The following is a 19704-nucleotide window of genomic DNA, read 5'->3' on the forward strand; positions in this document are numbered from 1 at the left end:
TGTTGCTAATAACTTAGCAGCATTTTTTTATTCAGTAACTTTTTTCTTTTTAAAACTTACCAAAACAAGTATAATCATACCCGTAGTTACTGATAAATCTGCCATATTAAAAATGCCTGTTTTGAAAACGCCTCCTAAATCTATAAAGAAAAAATCGGTTACAGAGCCATAAACGATACGGTCAAAAACATTGGCTATCCCACCACCTACGATACTTGAAAAAGCAAAAAGCGAGAGATTGTCTAACGATTTGTCTTTTATAATGTAGCGTAAAACAAATACTAACACAAGAATTGGTAAAATAAGCAAAAAGATGAGTCTGAGCATGGGGTTTAAATCACTTCCCATGCCTAAAAATGCACCTGTATTTTCAACATTCATCATAATGAAAGCATCTCCAACTAACGAAATGCGTTCACCACGCTGTATCTCTGTTTGCGGTGCTATAGAAGCTCTTACAAGTGATTTTGATATTTGATCGATGGCAATAGTCAACACAATTATCACTATAATGTAGATAGAACGTTTAGATAATTTCATCTATCTGTATGTATTAAGACAACGTTGCTGAAGTAGTTTCTGCATCTCTATAAATCTTCTTTACCAAGCCCTGCAAAACGTTTCCGGGGCCAACTTCAGTAAATAAAGTAGCTCCATCGTAAATCATTTGTTGCACAGATTGTGACCAACGTACAGGCGCTGTTAATTGCGATATTAAATTTGCTTTGATGTCGTTTTCATTAAGGACAGCTTGAGCTGTTACATTTTGATAAATTGGACATATGGGTTTACTAAATACAGTATTTTCAATAGCTGCTGCCAATTCTTCTCTTGCCGGTTCCATTAAAGGTGAGTGAAAAGCCCCGCCCACTGGCAATACCAAAGCGCGTTTAGCACCAGCTGTTTTTAACGCTTCGCAAGCTTTGTTCACTGCATCAATGTCACCAGAAATCACCAATTGCCCAGGACAATTATAGTTAGCTGCCACAACCACACCTTCAGTTGAAGCACATATTTTTTCAACAAGACTATCTTCTAATCCTAAAACCGCAGCCATCGTACTTGGTTGCATGTCGCAAGCTTTTTGCATAGCCAAGGCACGTTGGGAAACCAACTTCAATCCATCTTCAAAATTTAAGGTACCATTGGCAACCAAGGCTGAAAACTCGCCAAGTGAATGTCCAGCGACCATATCTGGTTTAAAACTATCTCCTAATGTTTTTGCTAAAATAACCGAATGTAAAAATATGGCTGGTTGCGTTACTTTGGTTTCTTTTAGGTCTTCGGCAGAACCTTCAAACATAATGTCTGTAATATTAAAACCAAGTATGTCGTTTGCTTGTTCGAATAATTTTTGTGCTAAAGGTGAGTTTTTATAAAGGTCTAAACCCATTCCTGAAAATTGTGCGCCTTGCCCTGGAAATATATATGCGTTCATGTATTTATTTTTAGTAGTGCAAAAATAGGAATTAATTATTATTTATAGTCTTAATTACTTTTGCAGGATTTCCTCCAATAACAACATCATTAGAAAAACTTTTAGTCACAACTGCTCCCGCTCCAACCACCGTGTTATCACCTAAAGTTACACCCGGACAAATGATAGCGCCACCTCCAATCCATACATTATTGCCTATGGTTATTGGTTTTGCATATTCTTTCCCACTATTTCTTAATGTATGCTCTAAAGGATGGGTTGCCGTATAAATTTGTACGTTTGGTGCGAACATGCAATTATCGCCAATGGTTACCAGTGCCACATCTAAAATGCAGCAATTAAAATTTATAAATACATTGTTACCAACTTTAATATTACTTCCATAATCGCAATGAAATGGTGGTTCTACAAATAAGTTTTCTCCTGCACATTTAAAAATATCATATAAAACCTTAGTACGCTCCTCCATGTATTCCTCACTCAAACTATTGAATTTATAAAACAATAACCTTACACGATGGCGCTCTTTTGCTAGTTCTGGGTCTGACGGATTATACATCTCCCCTGCTAGCATTTTCTGTTTTTCTGTCATAATATTAAATTTACAAGCCCGCAATGGCTGCTTCCGCACAACGTTCACCATCTATAGCCGCCGACACTATACCTCCTGCATAACCGCCTCCTTCACCACAAGGAAATAAGCCTTGAATTTGAGGGTGTTCCAAACGCTCGTTTCTTGGAATACAAACTGGTGATGATGTTCTAGATTCTACACCAACTATATTGGCTTCAGCAGTATAATATCCTTTCATTTTTTGTCCGAAAGCCTGAAAACCTTTTCGCAAACTGCTTCCTATTAATTTTGGCAATAAGGAGTGTAAAGGTGCCGAGTTTAATCCTGGTTGGTAAGAGGATGGATTCAAATCCATAGATAATTTACCTTCTACAAAATCGGTTAAGCGTTGTGCTGGAGCTACTTGACTTCTACCGCCTGCTGTAAATGCCATTCGCTCTAAGCTTTTTTGATATTCCAACCCCTTTAATGCTCCAAAATGTTCATACTTAGGTAAATCCCTATTCACATCAATTTCAACCACAATACCCGAATTGGCAAACAAATTATTTCGTTTTGAAGGGGACATGCCATTAACTACCACTTCGCCATTAGCTGTTGCTGCTGGCACGATAAATCCGCCCGGACACATACAAAAAGAATACACGCCGCGATCATTTACTTGTTGTACCAAACTGTAAGAAGCCGGAGGCAAAAGTTCATGACGATGACCTTCACAATGGTATTGAATGGCATCAATGATATGCTGCGGATGCTCCACCCGAACACCCATGGCAAATGACTTCGCTTCTAAAGCAATTTCTTTTTTATGAAGTAAATAAAAGATATCCCTAGCCGAATGTCCTGTTGCCAAAATAACTCGATTAACAGGCATTTCTTCGCCATTTAGCAATTGAATGGCTTGTAGTGTATTATTTTTTATAATGAAATCGGTAACACGGGTTTCAAAATGAATCTCGCCACCATGTTTCAAAATAGTTTCCCGAATATTCTGTACCACTTTTGGGAGTTTGTTGGTACCAATATGCGGATGTGCATCGACTAAAATTTGGTCGGTAGCCCCATGAAATACTAGATTTTCAAAAATTCTACGTACATCACCACGCTTTAAACTTCGGGTGTATAATTTTCCATCACTATACGTACCCGCGCCTCCTTCACCAAAGCAATAATTAGAATCTTCGTCGACAAAATGGTCTTGATTGATGGCCCTTAAATCACGACGACGGTCTTGTACATTTTTACCACGTTCTAAAACAATAGGCTTAAAACCTAGTTCAATACAACGCAACGCGGCATACATCCCAGCCGGGCCAAAACCAATGATGTGAATGGGCTTTGCTTTTGGAACATCTTTATAATCGAATTTATAATCAGATGTTTTAGGCAACATTTCTCTAATATATACAGCAACTTTATAGTTGAAGATGATTTTAGGTTTGCGGGCATCAATAGATTTACGAAGCACTTTTACGCCCGTAATATCTTCTTTGTCGATATTTAAGGCTTGAGCCGATTTTATTACTAAAATATCGCTGCGTTCTTCTTCTTTAAGTGTTATACGAAGCTGAAGTTCTTCTATCATACCGCAAAATTACTGAAATTTGGGATATGTGCTTAAAAAAGAATTTTAAGATTTATTTGATTTAAATAAAATATGGCCTCGCTCTAATTTTTATTCAGAAATGGACAAAACCTAAAGAATAATCTTGAAATTTACCACTAATTAGACCAGCCATTAAAGTCAATAAATTTTTACAGTTTAAAAATAGTATTGCAAAAATCAAACCTTTAACAATCCCCGAAATCCTCTAGCGGCATAGTAAGATTCCGCACTATTGTGATATATAAAAACAGTCCCGTAACGGTAATCTCCAAAAACAGCACCACCTAGCTTTCTTATGTCATCTGGTGTTTTTAGCCAACTGGATGTTTTAGTATCAAAATTTCCAAGTTTTTGTAAGGCTCTGTAGTGTTCTTCGTTTAAAAGTTCAATCCCAATAGCGGTTGCCATATCTATAACGCTATCTGCTGGTTTGTATTCTTTTCTCGCCTCTAGTGCTTCACGGTCGTAACACAAGCTTCTACGACCTTTAGGGCTTTCTAATGAACAATCATAAAAAACATACTCCCCCATTTTGGCGTCAAAATCAATTACATCAGGTTCTCCAGCGGTTTTTTCCATGTTGTGAAGCGACCAAAGTTTCTCAGGATTAGCCTCTAGCTTTGCTTGAACTTTAGTCCAATCAATATCACTATGTCGATTCTTGTTTTTTTCAAAACGTGCTTTTAATACGTTTACAAGTTCATCGGCTTGTTTTGGCAATAACTCTTTTTTAGTTCCCAATGTTATAGTATATAATTAAGGTTTGTTAAACTAAATTAGTTGAATTATTTTATAAAATCAAGAATTTTTAGTATCTGACATAGGTAATAAACGAACAATCATACTCATTGTTTTCGTCCTTTTGGTGAAAAGTATTGACTATTTCTTTCCAAACAGTTGTATCTATTTCAGGGAAAAACGTATCGGCTTCAAAGGTTTCATGCACTTTAGTAATTTCAATTTTATCGGCAATAGTCATTGCTTGTTTATAAATATCCCCACCGCCAATTACAAATGGTTGTGAATCGTTTTTAGAAGCATCTAAAGCATCTTCTAAAGAATTGACCACAATTACCCCATCTGGGACATGATAATTGTCTTGTCTGGTAATAACAACGTGTGTTCTGTTTGGCAATGGTTTTGGAAAACTCTCAAAGGTTTTTCGACCCATAATAATATGATGCCCATTAGTAAGCGTTTTAAATCGTTTTAAATCGTCACTTAAATACCAAATAAGTTTATTGTCTTTCCCAATGGCATTATTCTCGGCAGCAGCAACAATGAGGGTTAGTTCAGACTTTTTTTTTTCTGAATTTTTATGAGCAATTTCCTGTTCCACTTTTTGTTCTAATTGTCCAATACGCTCTTTTTGTTTAGAAACTAATTTTTGTAACTGCTCTTCTTCCCAAGATTTCCCCATAAATTTATGGGTAATAAACACATTGAAAATATGATAAATAAACAAAAAGAACCAAATTAAAATAGCATAAACAAACCATTCTTTACCAAAAAAAGTGATGCCTTCCCCTATTCCTAAAAGTGTGTTGGCTATGATTAAGAAAACCGCACCAATTAAAAAAATTACAAAATGAATGTATAATCTTTTCTTTTGCTTTATCCGCTTTTGTGCATTTTTTAGCAGTTCTAATTGCTCTTTCTCTATTTGTGGTGTTGTGTTACGTTTTCCAAACATATTGAAATAATTATAAATGTAAAATTAATGTTTTTAATTAAAAACCACCAATCAAGGCAATGTTATCTTAATAATAAGATACTGTTAAAATATTTAAAATCAGAGAAAAACAAATTTTAATATCACTGATAATTCGACAATTTAATCAATAATTTATTATTTACTTAAGATTAAATAGAACTCATATTAATAAATTGATAATTCTTTATAGTGAAGCAGGTTAATATTTAAAGCTTAGAAAATTGTTTACTAAATTTGCAACAACAAACAACACAACACATTATAATTATGGCTATTACAAAACAATATCTTAAAAGCAAACCTATTTGTAAAGTAACTTTTTCAATACTTGCTGAAGATGCTAAAAAAGTTGGAATTGCTGGAAGTTTTAACAAATGGAAAGCGACGCCTTTAAAAAAATTAAAAGATGGAACATTTAAAGGGACTGTTGATTTAGATATCGATAGTTCTTACGAATTTAAATACATAGTTGATGGCACTTATGTAAATGATGATGCTGCCGATAATTATGTATGGAATGATTTTGCCGCTGCTACTAATAGCGTTGTAAATGTTTAGTTAAATCCAAAAAATTAAACAAAAAAGTGCTTTCAAATGAAAGCACTTTTTTTATACAGCAACAATACCTTTTATATGTGGATGCGGATTATAATCTACCAAAGTAAAATCTTCAAATTTAAAATCGAAAATATCTTTAACCTCTGGGTTTAATATCATTTTTGGCAACTGTCTTAACTCTCTAGAAAGTTGTAATTCCAATTGCTCATAATGATTGCTGTAAATATGGGCATCACCAAATGTGTGGATAAATTCGCCTACTTGGTAGCCGCAAACTTGAGCCATCATCATAGTAAACAATGCATAAGATGCTATATTAAAAGGCACACCTAAAAATATATCGGCACTACGTTGATACAGCTGACAAGACAATTTTCCATCGGCAACATAAAACTGAAAAAACGCATGACAAGGTGGTAATGCTGCTTTACCGTCAGCCACATTTTCGTTGAATGATTTAGAAGTGTCTGGCAATACCGAAGGATTCCATGCAGATACCAACATACGTCTGCTATTTGGATTCTTTTTTAAGGTTTCTACAACTTCTTTAATCTGGTCAATCTCATCACTGTTCCAGTTGCGCCATTGATGACCATACACAGGCCCCAAATCACCATTTTCATCAGCCCATTCATTCCAAATTCGAACCCCATTTTCTGTTAAATAATTTATATTGGTATCTCCTTTTAAAAACCAAAGTAATTCATAAACAATAGATTTTAAATGCAGTTTTTTGGTAGTTACCATGGGGAATCCTTCGCTTAAATCAAATCGCATTTGGTAACCGAACACACTTTTTGTACCAGTGCCAGTTCGGTCTCCTTTTTCATTTCCATTTTCTAAAACATACTTTACTAAGTCGTGATATTGCTTCATCCCATCTTCCGTCTTCCCAAAGGGAAGAAACTGTTTAAATTAAACTTTATTTAAGTTATTAAAAATATGAAAACTGATAAACTCTAAGAATTAGATTTTGAAATATTATTACAAAGTTATTAACTAGAAGATATAGAATTTCTTCTTTTATGAAACCTGTTTACCCTATAATCATTCCTGCAATAGTTGCAGAAATTAAAGAAGCAATGGTACCACCAAGTAAGGCTCTCATGCCAAACTCTGATAAGGTTTTTCGTTGTCCTGGTGCCAGCGAACCAATACCTCCTATTTGGATGCCTATGGATGCAAAATTGGCGAAACCGCATAGCATATAGGTTGCAATAATGATAGATTTTTCATATTTTAAATGGGTCACACTAGCTACATTTTTAAGTTCTGCTAATTGAATATATCCAACAAATTCGCTAGCGGCTAGTTTGATACCTAAAAGTTGACCCATTAGCGCCATATCTTCCTTAGCAACACCAATAATCCACATAAGTGGCGCAAAAATATAACCCAAAATAAGCTCAATTGAAAAGCTTTGAAATGCTGTGTTCCTTAAAACCCAATTGTTAATAGTGGTAACATCACCCATCCAACCTAATATGCCGTTAATCATAGCTATAAAAGCTACAAAAACCAAAAGCATACCTCCAACATTCACTGCCAATTTTAAACCTTCTGTAGTTCCGTTGGCTATAGCATCCAAAAAATTAGTCCCAATAACTTCTTGCGAAACACTCACATCGTTATTAACCTCTTCTGTTTGTGGATATAATATTTTCGAAATAACAATGGCTCCTGGAGCGGCCATAACCGAAGCTGCTAAAAGATGTTTTGCATAAAACAATCTTAATGCGGGATCTTCTCCTCCTAAAAAACCTATGTATGCAGCTAATACGGCACCTGCAACTGTTGCCATACCACCAATCATAACCAAAAGCATTTCAGACTTATTCATTTTTTCCAAATACGCCTTAATTAATAAAGGTGCTTCGGTTTGACCTAAAAAAATATTTCCTGCAACACTTAAACTTTCAGCTCCTGAAACTTTTAAAAATTTTGATAGCAACCACGCCATCCCTTTTACTAGTTTTTGTATGATGCCCAAGTAAAAAAGAACCGATGTTAATGCCGAAAAGAATATGATGGTTGGCAATACTTGAAATGCAAAAATGTACCCGAACTTTTCCTGATCTACTACCAAACCTTCAAATAAAAACTGGCTTCCTGCTTTTGTAAATTCTAACACACTTACAAATAGACCGCCAACAAACTCGAATATGGTTTTAACAAATTCCACCTTTAAAACCCCAATGGCTATAAGCAATTGAAACGCCAGTCCTAAACCCACAATCTTCCAATCTATGGCCTTTCTATTTTTACTAAATAAAAAAGCTATAAATATTAGTGAAACCATCCCTAAAATACCACGCCATAAACTATCAAGTGAAAAACCTTGGCTTGGTATGATGGTATTTGTTTCTAAAGATTGTGAAGTGTTTTGTAAATTTTTGTTTTGAAGTAAGGCTGAATTAGTAGAATCTGAGCTGATTAATGTTAATTGTGATTTGTCTTGTACTTGCTCAATACCTTGAATATCTTTTATGTCTGGTTCTTTTGCTAATAGTGTTGATACGCTAAACAAAATAACAAAAACAGACAAAAAAATATGCTTCATATATTTTGAGTATTATCGCTTAGAAATTTCGTCCCGAATATGGGCTGCTTTTTCGTAATCTTCATTACTTACCGCTTCGTCCAACAAATTATGGAGCTCTTCTAATGTCTTTGCTGAATAATTTTCTTTGGGCGCACTTGGCTCGAGATTACTATCTAACAATTCATCCATTAAAATGCTATTCTGATTTTCGTCCTCTTTCTGTTTTTTTGACTCCACTTTTAAATAAATTCCTGCCTTATCCAATATGTTTTTATACGTAAAAATGGGTGCCTCAAAACGAAGTGCTAAAGCAATGGCATCACTAGTTCTAGCATCAATAATTTCTTCGATTTTATCGCGTTCACAAATTAAACTGGAATAAAATACACCATCAACTAATTTGTGAATAATAACTTGTTTAATGACAATATCAAACCTATCGGCAAAATTTTTGAATAAATCGTGTGTTAATGGTCTTGGTGGTTTTATTTCCTTTTCTAAAGCAATGGCAATGGATTGGGCTTCAAAAGCTCCAATGACAATAGGAAGTTTACGGTCTCCATCAACTTCGTTCAAGATTAATGCATATGCACCATTTTGGGTTTGGCTATAAGATATCCCTTTTATATTTAATCTAACTAGACTCATAATTTATAAAAACGCAAAGAACTGTTTAAATTAGGACTTTACCAAACTGCCTGATGCAGATTTATCTATAAAAACCGAATTTAACAGCCTTTTTTTGCTAATACAATTTATAAAAAATAATTTATTGTTGTGCTTTAAATGCCTTTAATTTTTCTATAAGCTCTGGAACCACTACAAAAGCATCTCCAACCACTCCATAGTCGGCTGCTTTAAAGAAAGGTGCTTCTGAATCTGTATTAATAACCACCTTAACTTTTGAGGCATTAATCCCTGCTAAATGCTGAATAGCCCCTGAAATACCAATGGCTATATACAAATTTGCCGCTACAGGCTTTCCTGTTTGCCCAACGTGCTCACTATGAGGTCTCCAACCTAAATCTGAAACTGGTTTTGAACAAGCTGTGGCAGCGCCTAAAACGGATGCCAATTCTTCAATCATTCCCCAATTTTCAGGACCTTTTAATCCTCTTCCAGCTGAAACAACAATCTCAGCATCGGCAATGGTTACTTTACCAGTTACTTTATCAACCGATTCTATTTTAATCCCCGATTCTGCAAGCGAAGGAGAAAATGCTTCAGCCGTATCACTGCCTGACGATTCTACCAATCCAAAGGAATTGTTTGAAACCCCAACTATTTTTACATCGGTAGTTATTTGTACAAATTCAAAAGCTTTGTTTGTAAATGCCGTACGTTTAACAGTAAATGGGGATATATTTGACGGTGCTTCAATAACATTGGACGCATAACCAGCATTAAGCTCCACTGCCAATAATGGGGCTAAATACTTACTATTGGCACTTGAGCCAATGATAACCACTTTGGCGCTTTCTTTTTCAGCAGCTTGCTTTATGACATTTGCATAGATTTTGGCATTAAAATGATCCAACTGCGTATTGGTTACATTTAAAACTTTATCTACACCATAAGTTCCTAATTGAGATGTATCACTAACATTAATTGCTATGGCCGTAACTGTTGTTCCCAATTGATTGGCAACTGCTTTGGCATAAGAAGCAACCTCAAAAGCTACTTTTTTAAATTTTCCTTGTTCTGATTCTGTATATACTAAAACTGACATAGACTTATTTTATTTTCCTCACCCCAACCCCTCTCCAAAGGAAAGGGGCTTGAAAGGCATATGTTAATATTGTTTTATCTCCTAAAATTATTATAGTTTATTATTTTCCACCCCAACTTCCCCTCCTTTGGAGGGGTTAGGGGAGGATTAAATCACTTTCGCTTCATTATGAAGTAAGTTTATTAACTCATCTAAATTATCTGGGGACACTAATTTTACAGCGCCTTTTGCTGCTGGTTTCTCAAATTTAGTGGATATTGTTTCGACATTAGCCGCAATGGGCTCTACAACCGTTAATGCTTTTTGACGGGCCATCATAATGCCTCTCATATTTGGTATACGCAAATCGCTTTCTTCAACCAAGCCTTTTTGTCCGCCAATAACTAATGGCAATGATGTAGAAAGTGTTTCTTTACCGCCATCAATTTCCCTAACAGCTTTTACCGAATTATCTTCAATCTCCAAACCAATACAATTATTTATAAAATTAGCGTTTGTTAAACCTGCCATCATACCTGGCACCATCCCACCATTATAATCAATAGACTCACGACCTGCAATAACTAAATCGTAACCACCATCTTTTACCACATTTGCCAATTGCTTTGCCACCGAAAAACCATCCGTAGCAGCAGTATTTACTCTTATAGCAGCATCAGCCCCTATGGCTAAAGCTTTACGAAGTGTTGGCTCGGTTTCTGACCCACCAACATTTACAACAGTGACCGTTGCTCCTTGTTTTTCCTTAAACCACATCGCGCGCGTTAAACCAAACTCATCATTTGGATTAATGACAAATTGAACGCCGGTCGCATCAAATTTGGCATTGTCATTAGCAAAATTAATTTTTGAAGTGGTATCTGGCACATGACTAATGCATACTAGTATTTTCATTTTCAACAATTTAAAAAATTAATATTTCTGCTTTATATTTTAAAGTATAACTACATATATAACCAATACAAATAGGCTAAAATCCTAGACATTTTAATGGATTTTAAAGCTACGAAGTTAATTATTTTATTCTAAATAATTATTATGCATGCATAATAAATTTAAATAATTCTTTTAAGAATAGTACACCTTTTATTCCTATTTTTGCATTTCAATTTACTAAGATACTCAAGATAAACTATTAAAGAAATTCCTATATTGAGGAAGATAAAATAAGCGAATGAAGACAATTCAATTTAGAGAAGCTATTTGTGAAGCCATGAGCGAAGAAATGCGCAGAGATGAAAGCATTTATTTAATGGGTGAAGAAGTTGCAGAATATAATGGTGCCTACAAAGCATCAAAAGGCATGTTAGACGAATTTGGAGCAAAAAGAGTGATCGATACACCTATAGCAGAACTTGGTTTTGCGGGTATTGCAATAGGCTCGACCATGACAGGATGCCGACCAATTGTGGAGTATATGACGTTTAACTTTTCTCTTGTTGGAATTGATCAAATTATAAACAATGCCGCCAAAATAAGACAAATGTCTGGTGGTCAATTTAAATGTCCCATCGTATTTCGTGGCCCAACAGCATCAGCTGGTCAATTAGGTGCGACACATTCACAAGCATTTGAAAGTTGGTTTGCCAATACACCTGGCTTAAAAGTGGTAGTTCCATCAAATCCTTATGATGCAAAAGGACTTTTAAAAGCTGCAATTCGTGACGATGACCCCGTCATTTTCATGGAAAGTGAGCAAATGTATGGTGACAAAGGAGAAGTTCCTGAAGGTGAATATGTTATTCCGTTGGGAGTTGCAGAGATTAAACGAGAAGGTACGGATGTAACCATTGTATCTTTTGGGAAGATTATAAAAGAAGCTTATATCGCTGCCGACGAATTAGCTAAAGAAGGTATTTCTTGTGAAATCATAGATTTACGCACCGTAAAACCTATGGACAAAGAAGCTATTTTGAAATCGGTTAAAAAAACAAATCGTTTAGTGGTTTTAGAAGAAGCATGGCCTTTTGGAAATGTAGCTACTGAAATTACTTATATTGTACAATCTGAAGCATTTGATTATTTAGACGCTCCCATAGTAAAAATTAATACCGCTGACACCCCCGCTCCATACTCACCCGTTCTATTTGCAGAATGGTTGCCAAATAGCAAAGATGTCATTAAAGCGGTAAAAAAAGTTTTATATAAATAAATTAAAACATTTTACGTTATGAACTTCATTAGCACACTTTCGTTGATGAAGTTTTTTTATATATATGAAGTTAAAATTAACTGTTACCCTATTTTTATTCGGAATACTATCCCTACTTGCTCAAACTAAAGTAAGCGGTTATGTATTTGATGAATACAACCAATCTGTTCCGTTTGCCAATGTATTGTTTAAAGGTTCTTCACAAGGGACCATTACAGATGAAAACGGAAAGTTTTATTTAGAATCTGACCAAACTTGGAATACTTTAATAGTTTCTTTTATTGGCTACCAAACTCTTGAAATTGCTTTAGATAAAAAAGTGAATTTCGATTTAAAATTCACACTTTCAGAAGAAGCCTCTCAATTAGACCAAGTATTCATTACAACTGGTAAGCAATCCAAAAAAGATAATCCTGCGATAGATATTCTTAGGAAGATTTGGGAGCATGAACGGAAAAACGGCTTACAAAAATTCAATCAGTATGAGTATAGCAAATACGAGAAGGTAGAGTTTGACATCAATACCATTGATAGCTCGCTGATGAAAAGCAAACTTTTTAAAGGCATGGAATTTGTTTTTGATCAAGTAGATACCTCAAGTGTTACCGGAAAAACATATTTACCTATGTTTATCAACGAAGCCGTTTCGCAAGTTTATGGTGACAATCTTATTAACAAGAAAAAAGAAGTTTTAAAAGGGAATAAAAACTCAGGCTTCAGCGATAACCAAACGATTATTGATTTTGTTGGCGAATTGTATCCCGATTTTAATATCTATGATAATTATTTGCAGTTTTTTGACAAAGGTTTTGTAAGTCCCTTGTCTAAAACAGGTATTAACACTTATAATTATGTATTAGCAGACAGCTCATTTATAGAGAATAAATGGTGCTATAATATTATTTACTATCCCAGACGAAAAAACGAGCTGACTTTTAAAGGTAATTTCTGGGTGGCTGATACCACATATGCTATTAAAGAAATTAATCTGCAGGCATCAAAAAGTGCCAATATTAACTGGGTAAAAGATATTTATATTGAACAAGAATTCGAAGTGTTGAACGATTCTGTTTTTCTTATAAAACGAGATCATATGATGTCTGATTTCGCTTTCAACAAAAAAGAAACTTCCCATGGTATTTATGGCAAACGCACCACATTATATGATAATTATAAGTTCGATAAAGTAATAGATAAAAAATTCTACGATGAAGAAGTTTACGACTACGATAAAGATATTTATGATAGGGATGATGATTTTTGGACTCAAAATCGCTTAGAGGCTTTAAATAAAGACGAGAAGGGTGTTTACAAAATGTTAGATACCTTAAAAACCGTCAAGAAATTTAAACGTCTTTACAATTTGGGGAGTATTCTGGCTTCGGGCTATATTGAGTTCAATACGTTACCATTGGATTATGGCCCCATATTTTCAACGTTTGGATTTAATGAAGTAGAAGGCTTACGCTTACGGACAGGCGGACGCACCTATTTTGGAAGAAACGATTTATGGCGATTGGAAGGGTTTTTAGCCTACGGATTTAAAGATGACAAATTTAAATATGGCATTTCAGGAAAATGGCTTTTACATAAAAAAAGTCGGTTCATTATTTCTGGAGGAAATAGGCGCGATGTTGAGCAAATTGGGGCTAGTTTAACTACCTCTACAGATGTACTGGGGCGTAGTTTTGCTTCCTCTGCTGTAGTAGGCACTGGTGCTAATGATAAATTAACATCTATAAATCTGACTAGTTTAGCTATGGAACTTGAACCTTGGCGTAATTTTATAATGAGGTTGGGCGGAAATTACAGAACATTAGAATCGGGTTCACCAACTTTTAGTTTAGATTACAACACACCAAATGGTATTGAATCTGAAATAAAACAGTTTGAATCGTCCTTCTCTGTTTCTTATTTTCCTGGTAGAAAAATGACAGGATTTGGCGTAGAACGTAAAATTGCCAATGATAACTATGCCAGCCTTTTTGCGCTAGTAAGTCGTGGTGATAAAGGCGTATTTGATAGTGATTTCGATTATACAAAAGTTCAGTTTTCTTATATTCAACCTTGGCAAGTTGGAGGTTATGGCAGATTAACCACGACCGTAGAAGCTGGTAAAACCTTTGGAGAAGTCCCGTTAGGATTATTAAGTGTTATTCCTGGAAATCAATCGTATTTTTCCATCTATAATACCTTTCCTCAATTAGATTTTTATGAATTTGTTTCAGATACTTATACGTCATTTCATTTCGAGCATAATTTCAATGGTCGTCTATTTTCAAGAATTCCTTTTTTAAGAAAATATAATCTTAGGGAGATTATAAGTTTACGTGGTGTTTGGGGAGATATTTCAGATGAAAATATAGCATTAAGCACAACAAGTAACCCAAACACTATACCGTTATTGGCCCCTAATGATAAAGTGTACTATGAATATGGTTTTGGAATTGGCAATATCTTTAAAGTCTTTAGAATTGACTTTAATTTTAGAGGTAATTACCTAGAAAATGAAAATGCCCGCAAGTTTGGAGTTACGGGCACTTTTGGATTTTATTTTTAACAAAAAAACGTTATGAAACCGCTTTTAGTTTTTTCAATGTGGTTTTTGTTAATTTATCTTCTGCATACATTTTAGTAACATTCAATTTTTTCTCATTACTACTAGGCAATTCAAACATCGCATCTGTTAAAATTTCTTCACATAACGAACGTAGTCCCCTAGCTCCAAGTTTATACTCTACCGCTTTATCTACTATATAATCTAAAGCACCATCAGTAATACTAAAATCTATATTATCCATGGTAAACAACTTTTTATATTGTTTAATAATGGCATTTTTAGGCTCTGTAAGAATAGCTCTTAATGTTTCAGCATCCAAAGGATCCATGTATGTTAATACAGGTAATCGTCCAATAATTTCAGGAATTAAACCAAAATCTTTTAAATCTTTAGGAATGATATATTGTAATAAATTGTTTTGGTCTACCACATCATCAGATATGGAAGCACTATAACCAACCGCTTGCATATTCAAACGTCTGGATATAATACGTTCGATGCCATCAAATGCACCACCCGCAATAAATAAAATATTTTCTGTATTGACTTCAATAAATTTCTGATCTGGATGTTTTCTACCTCCTTTTGGCGGCACATTAACAACAGTTCCTTCCAATAATTTTAAAAGTGCTTGTTGCACACCCTCTCCAGATACATCTCGTGTTATAGATGGATTATCACTTTTACGGGCGATTTTATCTATTTCGTCAATAAACACGATGCCTTTTTCAGCTTTTTCAAGATTATAATCGGCTGCCTGTAGCAATCGGGTTAATATACTTTCAACATCTTCACCTACATAACCCGCCTCTGTTAAAACAGTGGCGTCTACAATAGCCAAAGGCACGTTAAGCATTCTGGCAATTGTTTTTGCCATTAACGTTTTACCCGTTCCTGTTTGACCAACCATAATGATATTACTTTTTTGAATATCAATATCATCACTTGTTGTTGGTTGTAATAAACGTTTGTAATGGTTGTAAACCGCTACAGACATGACTCTTTTTGTTGCATCTTGACCAATAATATATTGATCTAAAAATTCTTTAATCTGTAAAGGTTTGCGTAATTTTAATTCTGCAGATAAGTCACTGCTGTCACTTTGTTTGGATTCTTCAATAACAATCCCATGTGCTTGTTCAATACATCTATCGCATATATGGGCATCTAATCCTGCTATTAATAGGTTAGTTTCGGGTTTTTTTCTACCACAAAACGAGCATTCCAATTGTTCTTTTGCCATTAATCATTTGTTTAAAATGAGAGAAAAATGATGTTAATTCCCTAATTAGAATTTGTAAAATTACAAAAAAAATGTTTAACTACGGGCTAAAACCTCGTCAATCATACCATATTCTTTGGCTTTATCAGCTTTCATCCAATAGTCTCTATCACTATCTTCATATACTTTGTCGTATGGTTGACCAGAATGCTTACTAATAATTTTATAAAGTTCTTCTTTTAAAATCAATATCTCTCTGGCAGTAATTTCTATATCGCTGGCTTGCCCTTGAGCACCTCCTAATGGTTGATGAATCATGACACGAGAATGTGTTAAGCCGCTTCTTTTTCCTTTGGCCCCTGCACAAAGCAATACAGCACCCATGGATGCAGCCATACCTGTACAAATAGTAGCAACATCTGGTTTTATAAACTGCATGGTATCATAAATACCTAATCCTGCATACACGCCGCCGCCTGGAGAATTAATATACATTTGAATATCTTTTGATGCATCAACACTTTCTAAAAACAATAATTGCGCTTGAACAATATTAGCGATATTATCATTTATTCCGGTTCCAAGAAACAGAATTCTATCCATCATTAAACGGGAAAAAACATCTAATTGAGAAATGTTCAATTGACGCTCTTCAATAATATAAGGGGTCATATTTGCTGGATACATACTGCTTATAATTTTATTGTAATATGTACTGCTAATACCTTGGTCTTTTATAGCGAATTTTTCAAATTCCTTTCCGTAATCCATAGTAATTTTTATATTATAATACTTTAAATTAAACCCTCAATAGTATAAACTGAGGCTTTTAGTTTTTACTTAATAAATAAAGCGCTTTAATGTGTAAATTAAAGCGCCTAAATATAAGGAATAATTATTTAAACGATAGGTTTATTTGTCTCCGTAAACTTCTTTAACAAAGTTTTCATAAGTCAATTCCTTAACCTTTAAATTAGCTTTCTCTTTATATAAAGCTATAAGTTTTTGACTTATAAGTTGCTCTGAAATTCTACGTGCTTCATCTTGGTTTGATAGCACCCGAGCTGCAATATCATCTAATTCTTTATCTGTTGGATTTAATTGTCCGAACTGAGCCATTTGAGTTCTTATCATCTCCCTTGCATGACCTTTGATATCTTCTAAGGTTACTTGAATGTTGTTTTCTGTAATCAACTTACCTTCAATTAACTGGTAACGTAAACTTTTTTCAGACTTTTCATATTCTTCTTTGGCCTGATCGTGATCCATTGGTTTTTCACCAGCCGTTTGCATCCATTTTTGTAAAAATGTTGCAGGCAAATCAAACTTAGTGTTGTCAACTAAATACTCAGTGACATCATTCAACAATTTTTGATCGGCCTGTTGTTTAAATTGTTTTTCTGCGTCTTCTTTTATTTTCTCTTTTAATTCGGTAACAGAATTAACAACACCCTTTCCAAATAATTTATCAAACAACTCTTGGTCTAAATCTGCCAATTCGCTTTTATTTATTTCGGTAACGGTAAAAGTTACATCAATATCCAAACCATGAATATCGTCATGTTCTAATTTAAAAGCATGCATTAATTCATGCTCATCATAATAAAGTCCTTTGGTGTTTAAAGCGATAACATCTCCCACTTTAGCACCAACAAATTGTTTTTGGGTGGCTTTACTTTTAAATTTATCTAAAGTTAAAGTTACCGTATTGTCTATATCGCGCTCTTCATTTTTGTATACACCTGTAATATTGCTATCTTCTTCAACTTCATTTTGAGATACTAATTTCCCGTATTGTTTTTGAATACGCTCCACTTGCTCATCAATCATTTTGTCGTCAGCTGTAATAATATATTGATCGATTGGTTTCTTGCTGTTTAAATCAACTTCAAACTCTGGAGCCAGGCCTAATTCAAATTCAAATGAAAACCCATCAGAATCCCAATCAATATTATCTTGTGGTTTTGGTAATGGTTGCCCTAAAACATCAAGTTTTTCTTCAGTTAAATATTTGTTTAAAGCATCTTGCAATAACTTATTTACCTCATCAACCAAAACGGCTTTTCCGTACTGCTTTTTAACCATTCCCATGGGCACATGTCCTTTTCTAAACCCTGGAATGTTGGCGGTTTTACGGTAATCTGTTAAGATTTTTTCTACTTTTGTAATGTAATCTTCTCTAGCAATATCTACTTTCACTACAGCATTTAATGCATCAACGTTTTCTCTTGTAATATTCATTTTTAAATGATATAAAACCCTAATAGGGGATTTAACAAAAAGCTTTTTTAAAGCTTGGATTTTTCGTAACTGAAATCGGGATGCAAAAATATAACTTTTTTACATCCTAACAAAGTTTTAATAAACTGTATTTTAGACTAGTCCTTGCCTTCCTTTAAAAGCGAATGTAAGATGGATTGAAGTATAGATAATAAGATACTGAACAGAATGGCTACCCATATACTACTAACTGAAAAACCATCTATAAGCCTATCTACCAAAAGAATGATTAAAGCATTTATTATGAGTAAAAACAACCCCAGCGTAAGAATCGTTATTGGCAGCGTAAGTATAACCAGAATTGGTTTTACCAATATATTTAACACCGATAACACAATAGCTACGATGATTGCCGTAACAAATTTATCTCCAGACAATTCTACCCCGGGTAAAAAATAAGCCAATATAAATACCGCCAAGGCATTTAATAAGAGTTTGATAATTAGATTCATTTTTAATTGATTTTCAATAAAAGTACAAAAATTATTTATTTAGTAAATTTAATTACAGCATCAAAAAAGTCATCTGGATTCTCGGCATGCAACCAGTGTCCTGCATTTGAAATAGTTATTATTTGAGCATTAGGGAAGTGATTTTTAATGATGTTTTCATCTTCAACTCCTATATATTCTGACCTGTCCCCTTTTAAAAAAAGCGTTTCTTTTTCAAATCTGGCTTGGTCTGGAAGTGGCTCTCCTATTTCTGTAATTTCTTCTTTTAAAACGTCTAAATTCATTCGTAAAGCAAGTTTGCCCTTTTCAATCCAATATAAGTTTTTTAATAAAAATTGTCGAGTGCCAAAGTCAGATACATATTTGCTAAGTAGGTCATCGGCTTCACCTCTACTTTTAATGACATCAAAATTTAGGGCGCTTAAACCGCTTAAAATGCCATCATGATGCACCGGATAAAAACGAGGGGAAATATCGGCAACTAATAATTTTGAAACCATGTCTGGATACTTTGTGGCAAACAACATAGCTGTTTTGCCACCCATGGAATGACCTAATAAGATAACATGCTTCAAACCATTAGTTTCACAATATGTTTTTAAATCTACTACAAGAACGTCGTAATTAAATTCAGAACTATGAAAACTATGCCCGTGGTTTCTTTGGTCAACCAAATGCACTTGAAAACCTTCTTCGCTAAATTTTTGCCCCATGGTTTTCCAATTATCGTTCATTCCCAAAAACCCATGAAGAATAACAAATGGAATACCCTCGCCTAATATGTTTGAATGTAATATCATAAGCCTCCCTTAATCCCTCCTAAGGAGGGAAACTGTTATGTTTAACTTTTTTTATACTGTCTATATATACTAGTGCC

At 34.4% G+C, this 19704-nt stretch carries 19 protein-coding genes; 3 read left to right on the plus strand and 16 right to left on the minus strand.

Going from position 1 to position 19704, the window contains the following annotated elements; genetic code table 11:
* Window positions 1-27: 27 nt before the first annotated feature.
* The 6 genes from lspA to CSW08_RS17160 all read right to left on the minus strand — a co-directional run bounded on the left by lspA (window position 28) and on the right by CSW08_RS17160 (window position 5311).
* Window positions 28-540, minus strand: coding sequence for a signal peptidase II (lspA, locus tag CSW08_RS17135; RefSeq protein ID WP_106661138.1), 513 nt, complete (start codon window positions 538-540; stop codon window positions 28-30).
* Window positions 541-553: 13 nt separating this feature from the next.
* Window positions 554-1438 (minus strand): ACP S-malonyltransferase, encoded by an 885-nt coding sequence (fabD, locus tag CSW08_RS17140; RefSeq protein WP_106661139.1) that lies wholly within the window; start codon window positions 1436-1438, stop codon window positions 554-556.
* A gap of 31 nt (window positions 1439-1469) precedes the next feature.
* Window positions 1470-2030: a sugar O-acetyltransferase gene (locus tag CSW08_RS17145; protein ID WP_106661140.1), complete on the minus strand. Its 561-nt coding sequence runs from the start codon at window positions 2028-2030 to the stop codon at window positions 1470-1472.
* A gap of 10 nt (window positions 2031-2040) precedes the next feature.
* Window positions 2041-3597, minus strand: a complete 1557-nt coding sequence (locus CSW08_RS17150; protein WP_106661141.1) for an NAD(P)/FAD-dependent oxidoreductase — start codon at window positions 3595-3597, stop codon at window positions 2041-2043.
* Window positions 3598-3795: 198 nt separating this feature from the next.
* Entirely contained in the window at window positions 3796-4359 is a 564-nt protein-coding gene (locus tag CSW08_RS17155; RefSeq protein ID WP_106661142.1) for a DUF4256 domain-containing protein, read from the minus strand.
* Between the two features lie 67 nt (window positions 4360-4426).
* Window positions 4427-5311 (minus strand): dihydrofolate reductase, encoded by an 885-nt coding sequence (locus tag CSW08_RS17160; RefSeq protein ID WP_106661143.1) that lies wholly within the window; start codon window positions 5309-5311, stop codon window positions 4427-4429.
* 288 nt (window positions 5312-5599) lie between these two features.
* Here CSW08_RS17160 and CSW08_RS17165 point away from each other — a divergent pair, with 288 nt between their 5' ends.
* Window positions 5600-5890, plus strand: coding sequence for an isoamylase early set domain-containing protein (locus tag CSW08_RS17165; protein WP_106661144.1), 291 nt, complete (start codon window positions 5600-5602; stop codon window positions 5888-5890).
* A gap of 51 nt (window positions 5891-5941) precedes the next feature.
* Here the strand turns inward: CSW08_RS17165 and CSW08_RS17170 are convergent, their stop codons facing one another.
* From CSW08_RS17170 to CSW08_RS17190, 5 genes are all read right to left on the minus strand, one after another.
* Window positions 5942-6766, minus strand: a complete 825-nt coding sequence (locus CSW08_RS17170) for a thymidylate synthase (protein WP_106661145.1) — start codon at window positions 6764-6766, stop codon at window positions 5942-5944.
* A gap of 160 nt (window positions 6767-6926) precedes the next feature.
* Complete coding sequence (locus CSW08_RS17175) at window positions 6927-8450, minus strand: NupC/NupG family nucleoside CNT transporter (protein ID WP_238987306.1); 1524 nt, start codon at window positions 8448-8450, stop codon at window positions 6927-6929.
* Window positions 8451-8462: 12 nt separating this feature from the next.
* Window positions 8463-9080 (minus strand): bifunctional nuclease family protein, encoded by a 618-nt coding sequence (locus tag CSW08_RS17180; protein WP_106661146.1) that lies wholly within the window; start codon window positions 9078-9080, stop codon window positions 8463-8465.
* Window positions 9081-9201: 121 nt separating this feature from the next.
* Entirely contained in the window at window positions 9202-10161 is a 960-nt protein-coding gene (locus CSW08_RS17185; protein ID WP_106661147.1) for an electron transfer flavoprotein subunit alpha/FixB family protein, read from the minus strand.
* A gap of 147 nt (window positions 10162-10308) precedes the next feature.
* On the minus strand, window positions 10309-11055 hold the full coding sequence (locus tag CSW08_RS17190) for an electron transfer flavoprotein subunit beta/FixA family protein (protein WP_106661148.1): 747 nt from the start codon (window positions 11053-11055) through the stop codon (window positions 10309-10311).
* 280 nt (window positions 11056-11335) lie between these two features.
* On the opposite strand from CSW08_RS17190, the gene CSW08_RS17195 reads away from it, so the two are divergent.
* Window positions 11336-12313: a pyruvate dehydrogenase complex E1 component subunit beta gene (locus CSW08_RS17195; RefSeq protein WP_106661149.1), complete on the plus strand. Its 978-nt coding sequence runs from the start codon at window positions 11336-11338 to the stop codon at window positions 12311-12313.
* A gap of 64 nt (window positions 12314-12377) precedes the next feature.
* Complete coding sequence (locus tag CSW08_RS17200) at window positions 12378-14873, plus strand: DUF5686 and carboxypeptidase-like regulatory domain-containing protein (RefSeq protein ID WP_106661150.1); 2496 nt, start codon at window positions 12378-12380, stop codon at window positions 14871-14873.
* A 10-nt stretch (window positions 14874-14883) separates the two neighbouring features.
* Here CSW08_RS17200 and clpX read toward each other — a convergent pair whose 3' ends face one another.
* The 5 genes from clpX to CSW08_RS17225 form a co-directional block, all read right to left on the minus strand.
* On the minus strand, window positions 14884-16116 hold the full coding sequence (gene clpX / locus CSW08_RS17205; RefSeq protein WP_106661151.1) for an ATP-dependent Clp protease ATP-binding subunit ClpX: 1233 nt from the start codon (window positions 16114-16116) through the stop codon (window positions 14884-14886).
* Between the two features lie 75 nt (window positions 16117-16191).
* Entirely contained in the window at window positions 16192-16866 is a 675-nt protein-coding gene (clpP, locus tag CSW08_RS17210; protein ID WP_106661152.1) for an ATP-dependent Clp endopeptidase proteolytic subunit ClpP, read from the minus strand.
* Between the two features lie 141 nt (window positions 16867-17007).
* Window positions 17008-18336 (minus strand): trigger factor, encoded by a 1329-nt coding sequence (gene tig / locus CSW08_RS17215; RefSeq protein ID WP_106661153.1) that lies wholly within the window; start codon window positions 18334-18336, stop codon window positions 17008-17010.
* A gap of 137 nt (window positions 18337-18473) precedes the next feature.
* On the minus strand, window positions 18474-18827 hold the full coding sequence (locus tag CSW08_RS17220) for a phage holin family protein (protein WP_106661154.1): 354 nt from the start codon (window positions 18825-18827) through the stop codon (window positions 18474-18476).
* Between the two features lie 35 nt (window positions 18828-18862).
* Window positions 18863-19627, minus strand: a complete 765-nt coding sequence (locus CSW08_RS17225; protein WP_203226917.1) for an alpha/beta fold hydrolase — start codon at window positions 19625-19627, stop codon at window positions 18863-18865.
* Window positions 19628-19704 lie beyond the last annotated feature (77 nt).

This window comes from Confluentibacter flavum, from assembly GCF_002843175.1.
GTDB classification, from domain to species: Bacteria; Bacteroidota; Bacteroidia; order Flavobacteriales; family Flavobacteriaceae; genus Confluentibacter; species Confluentibacter flavum.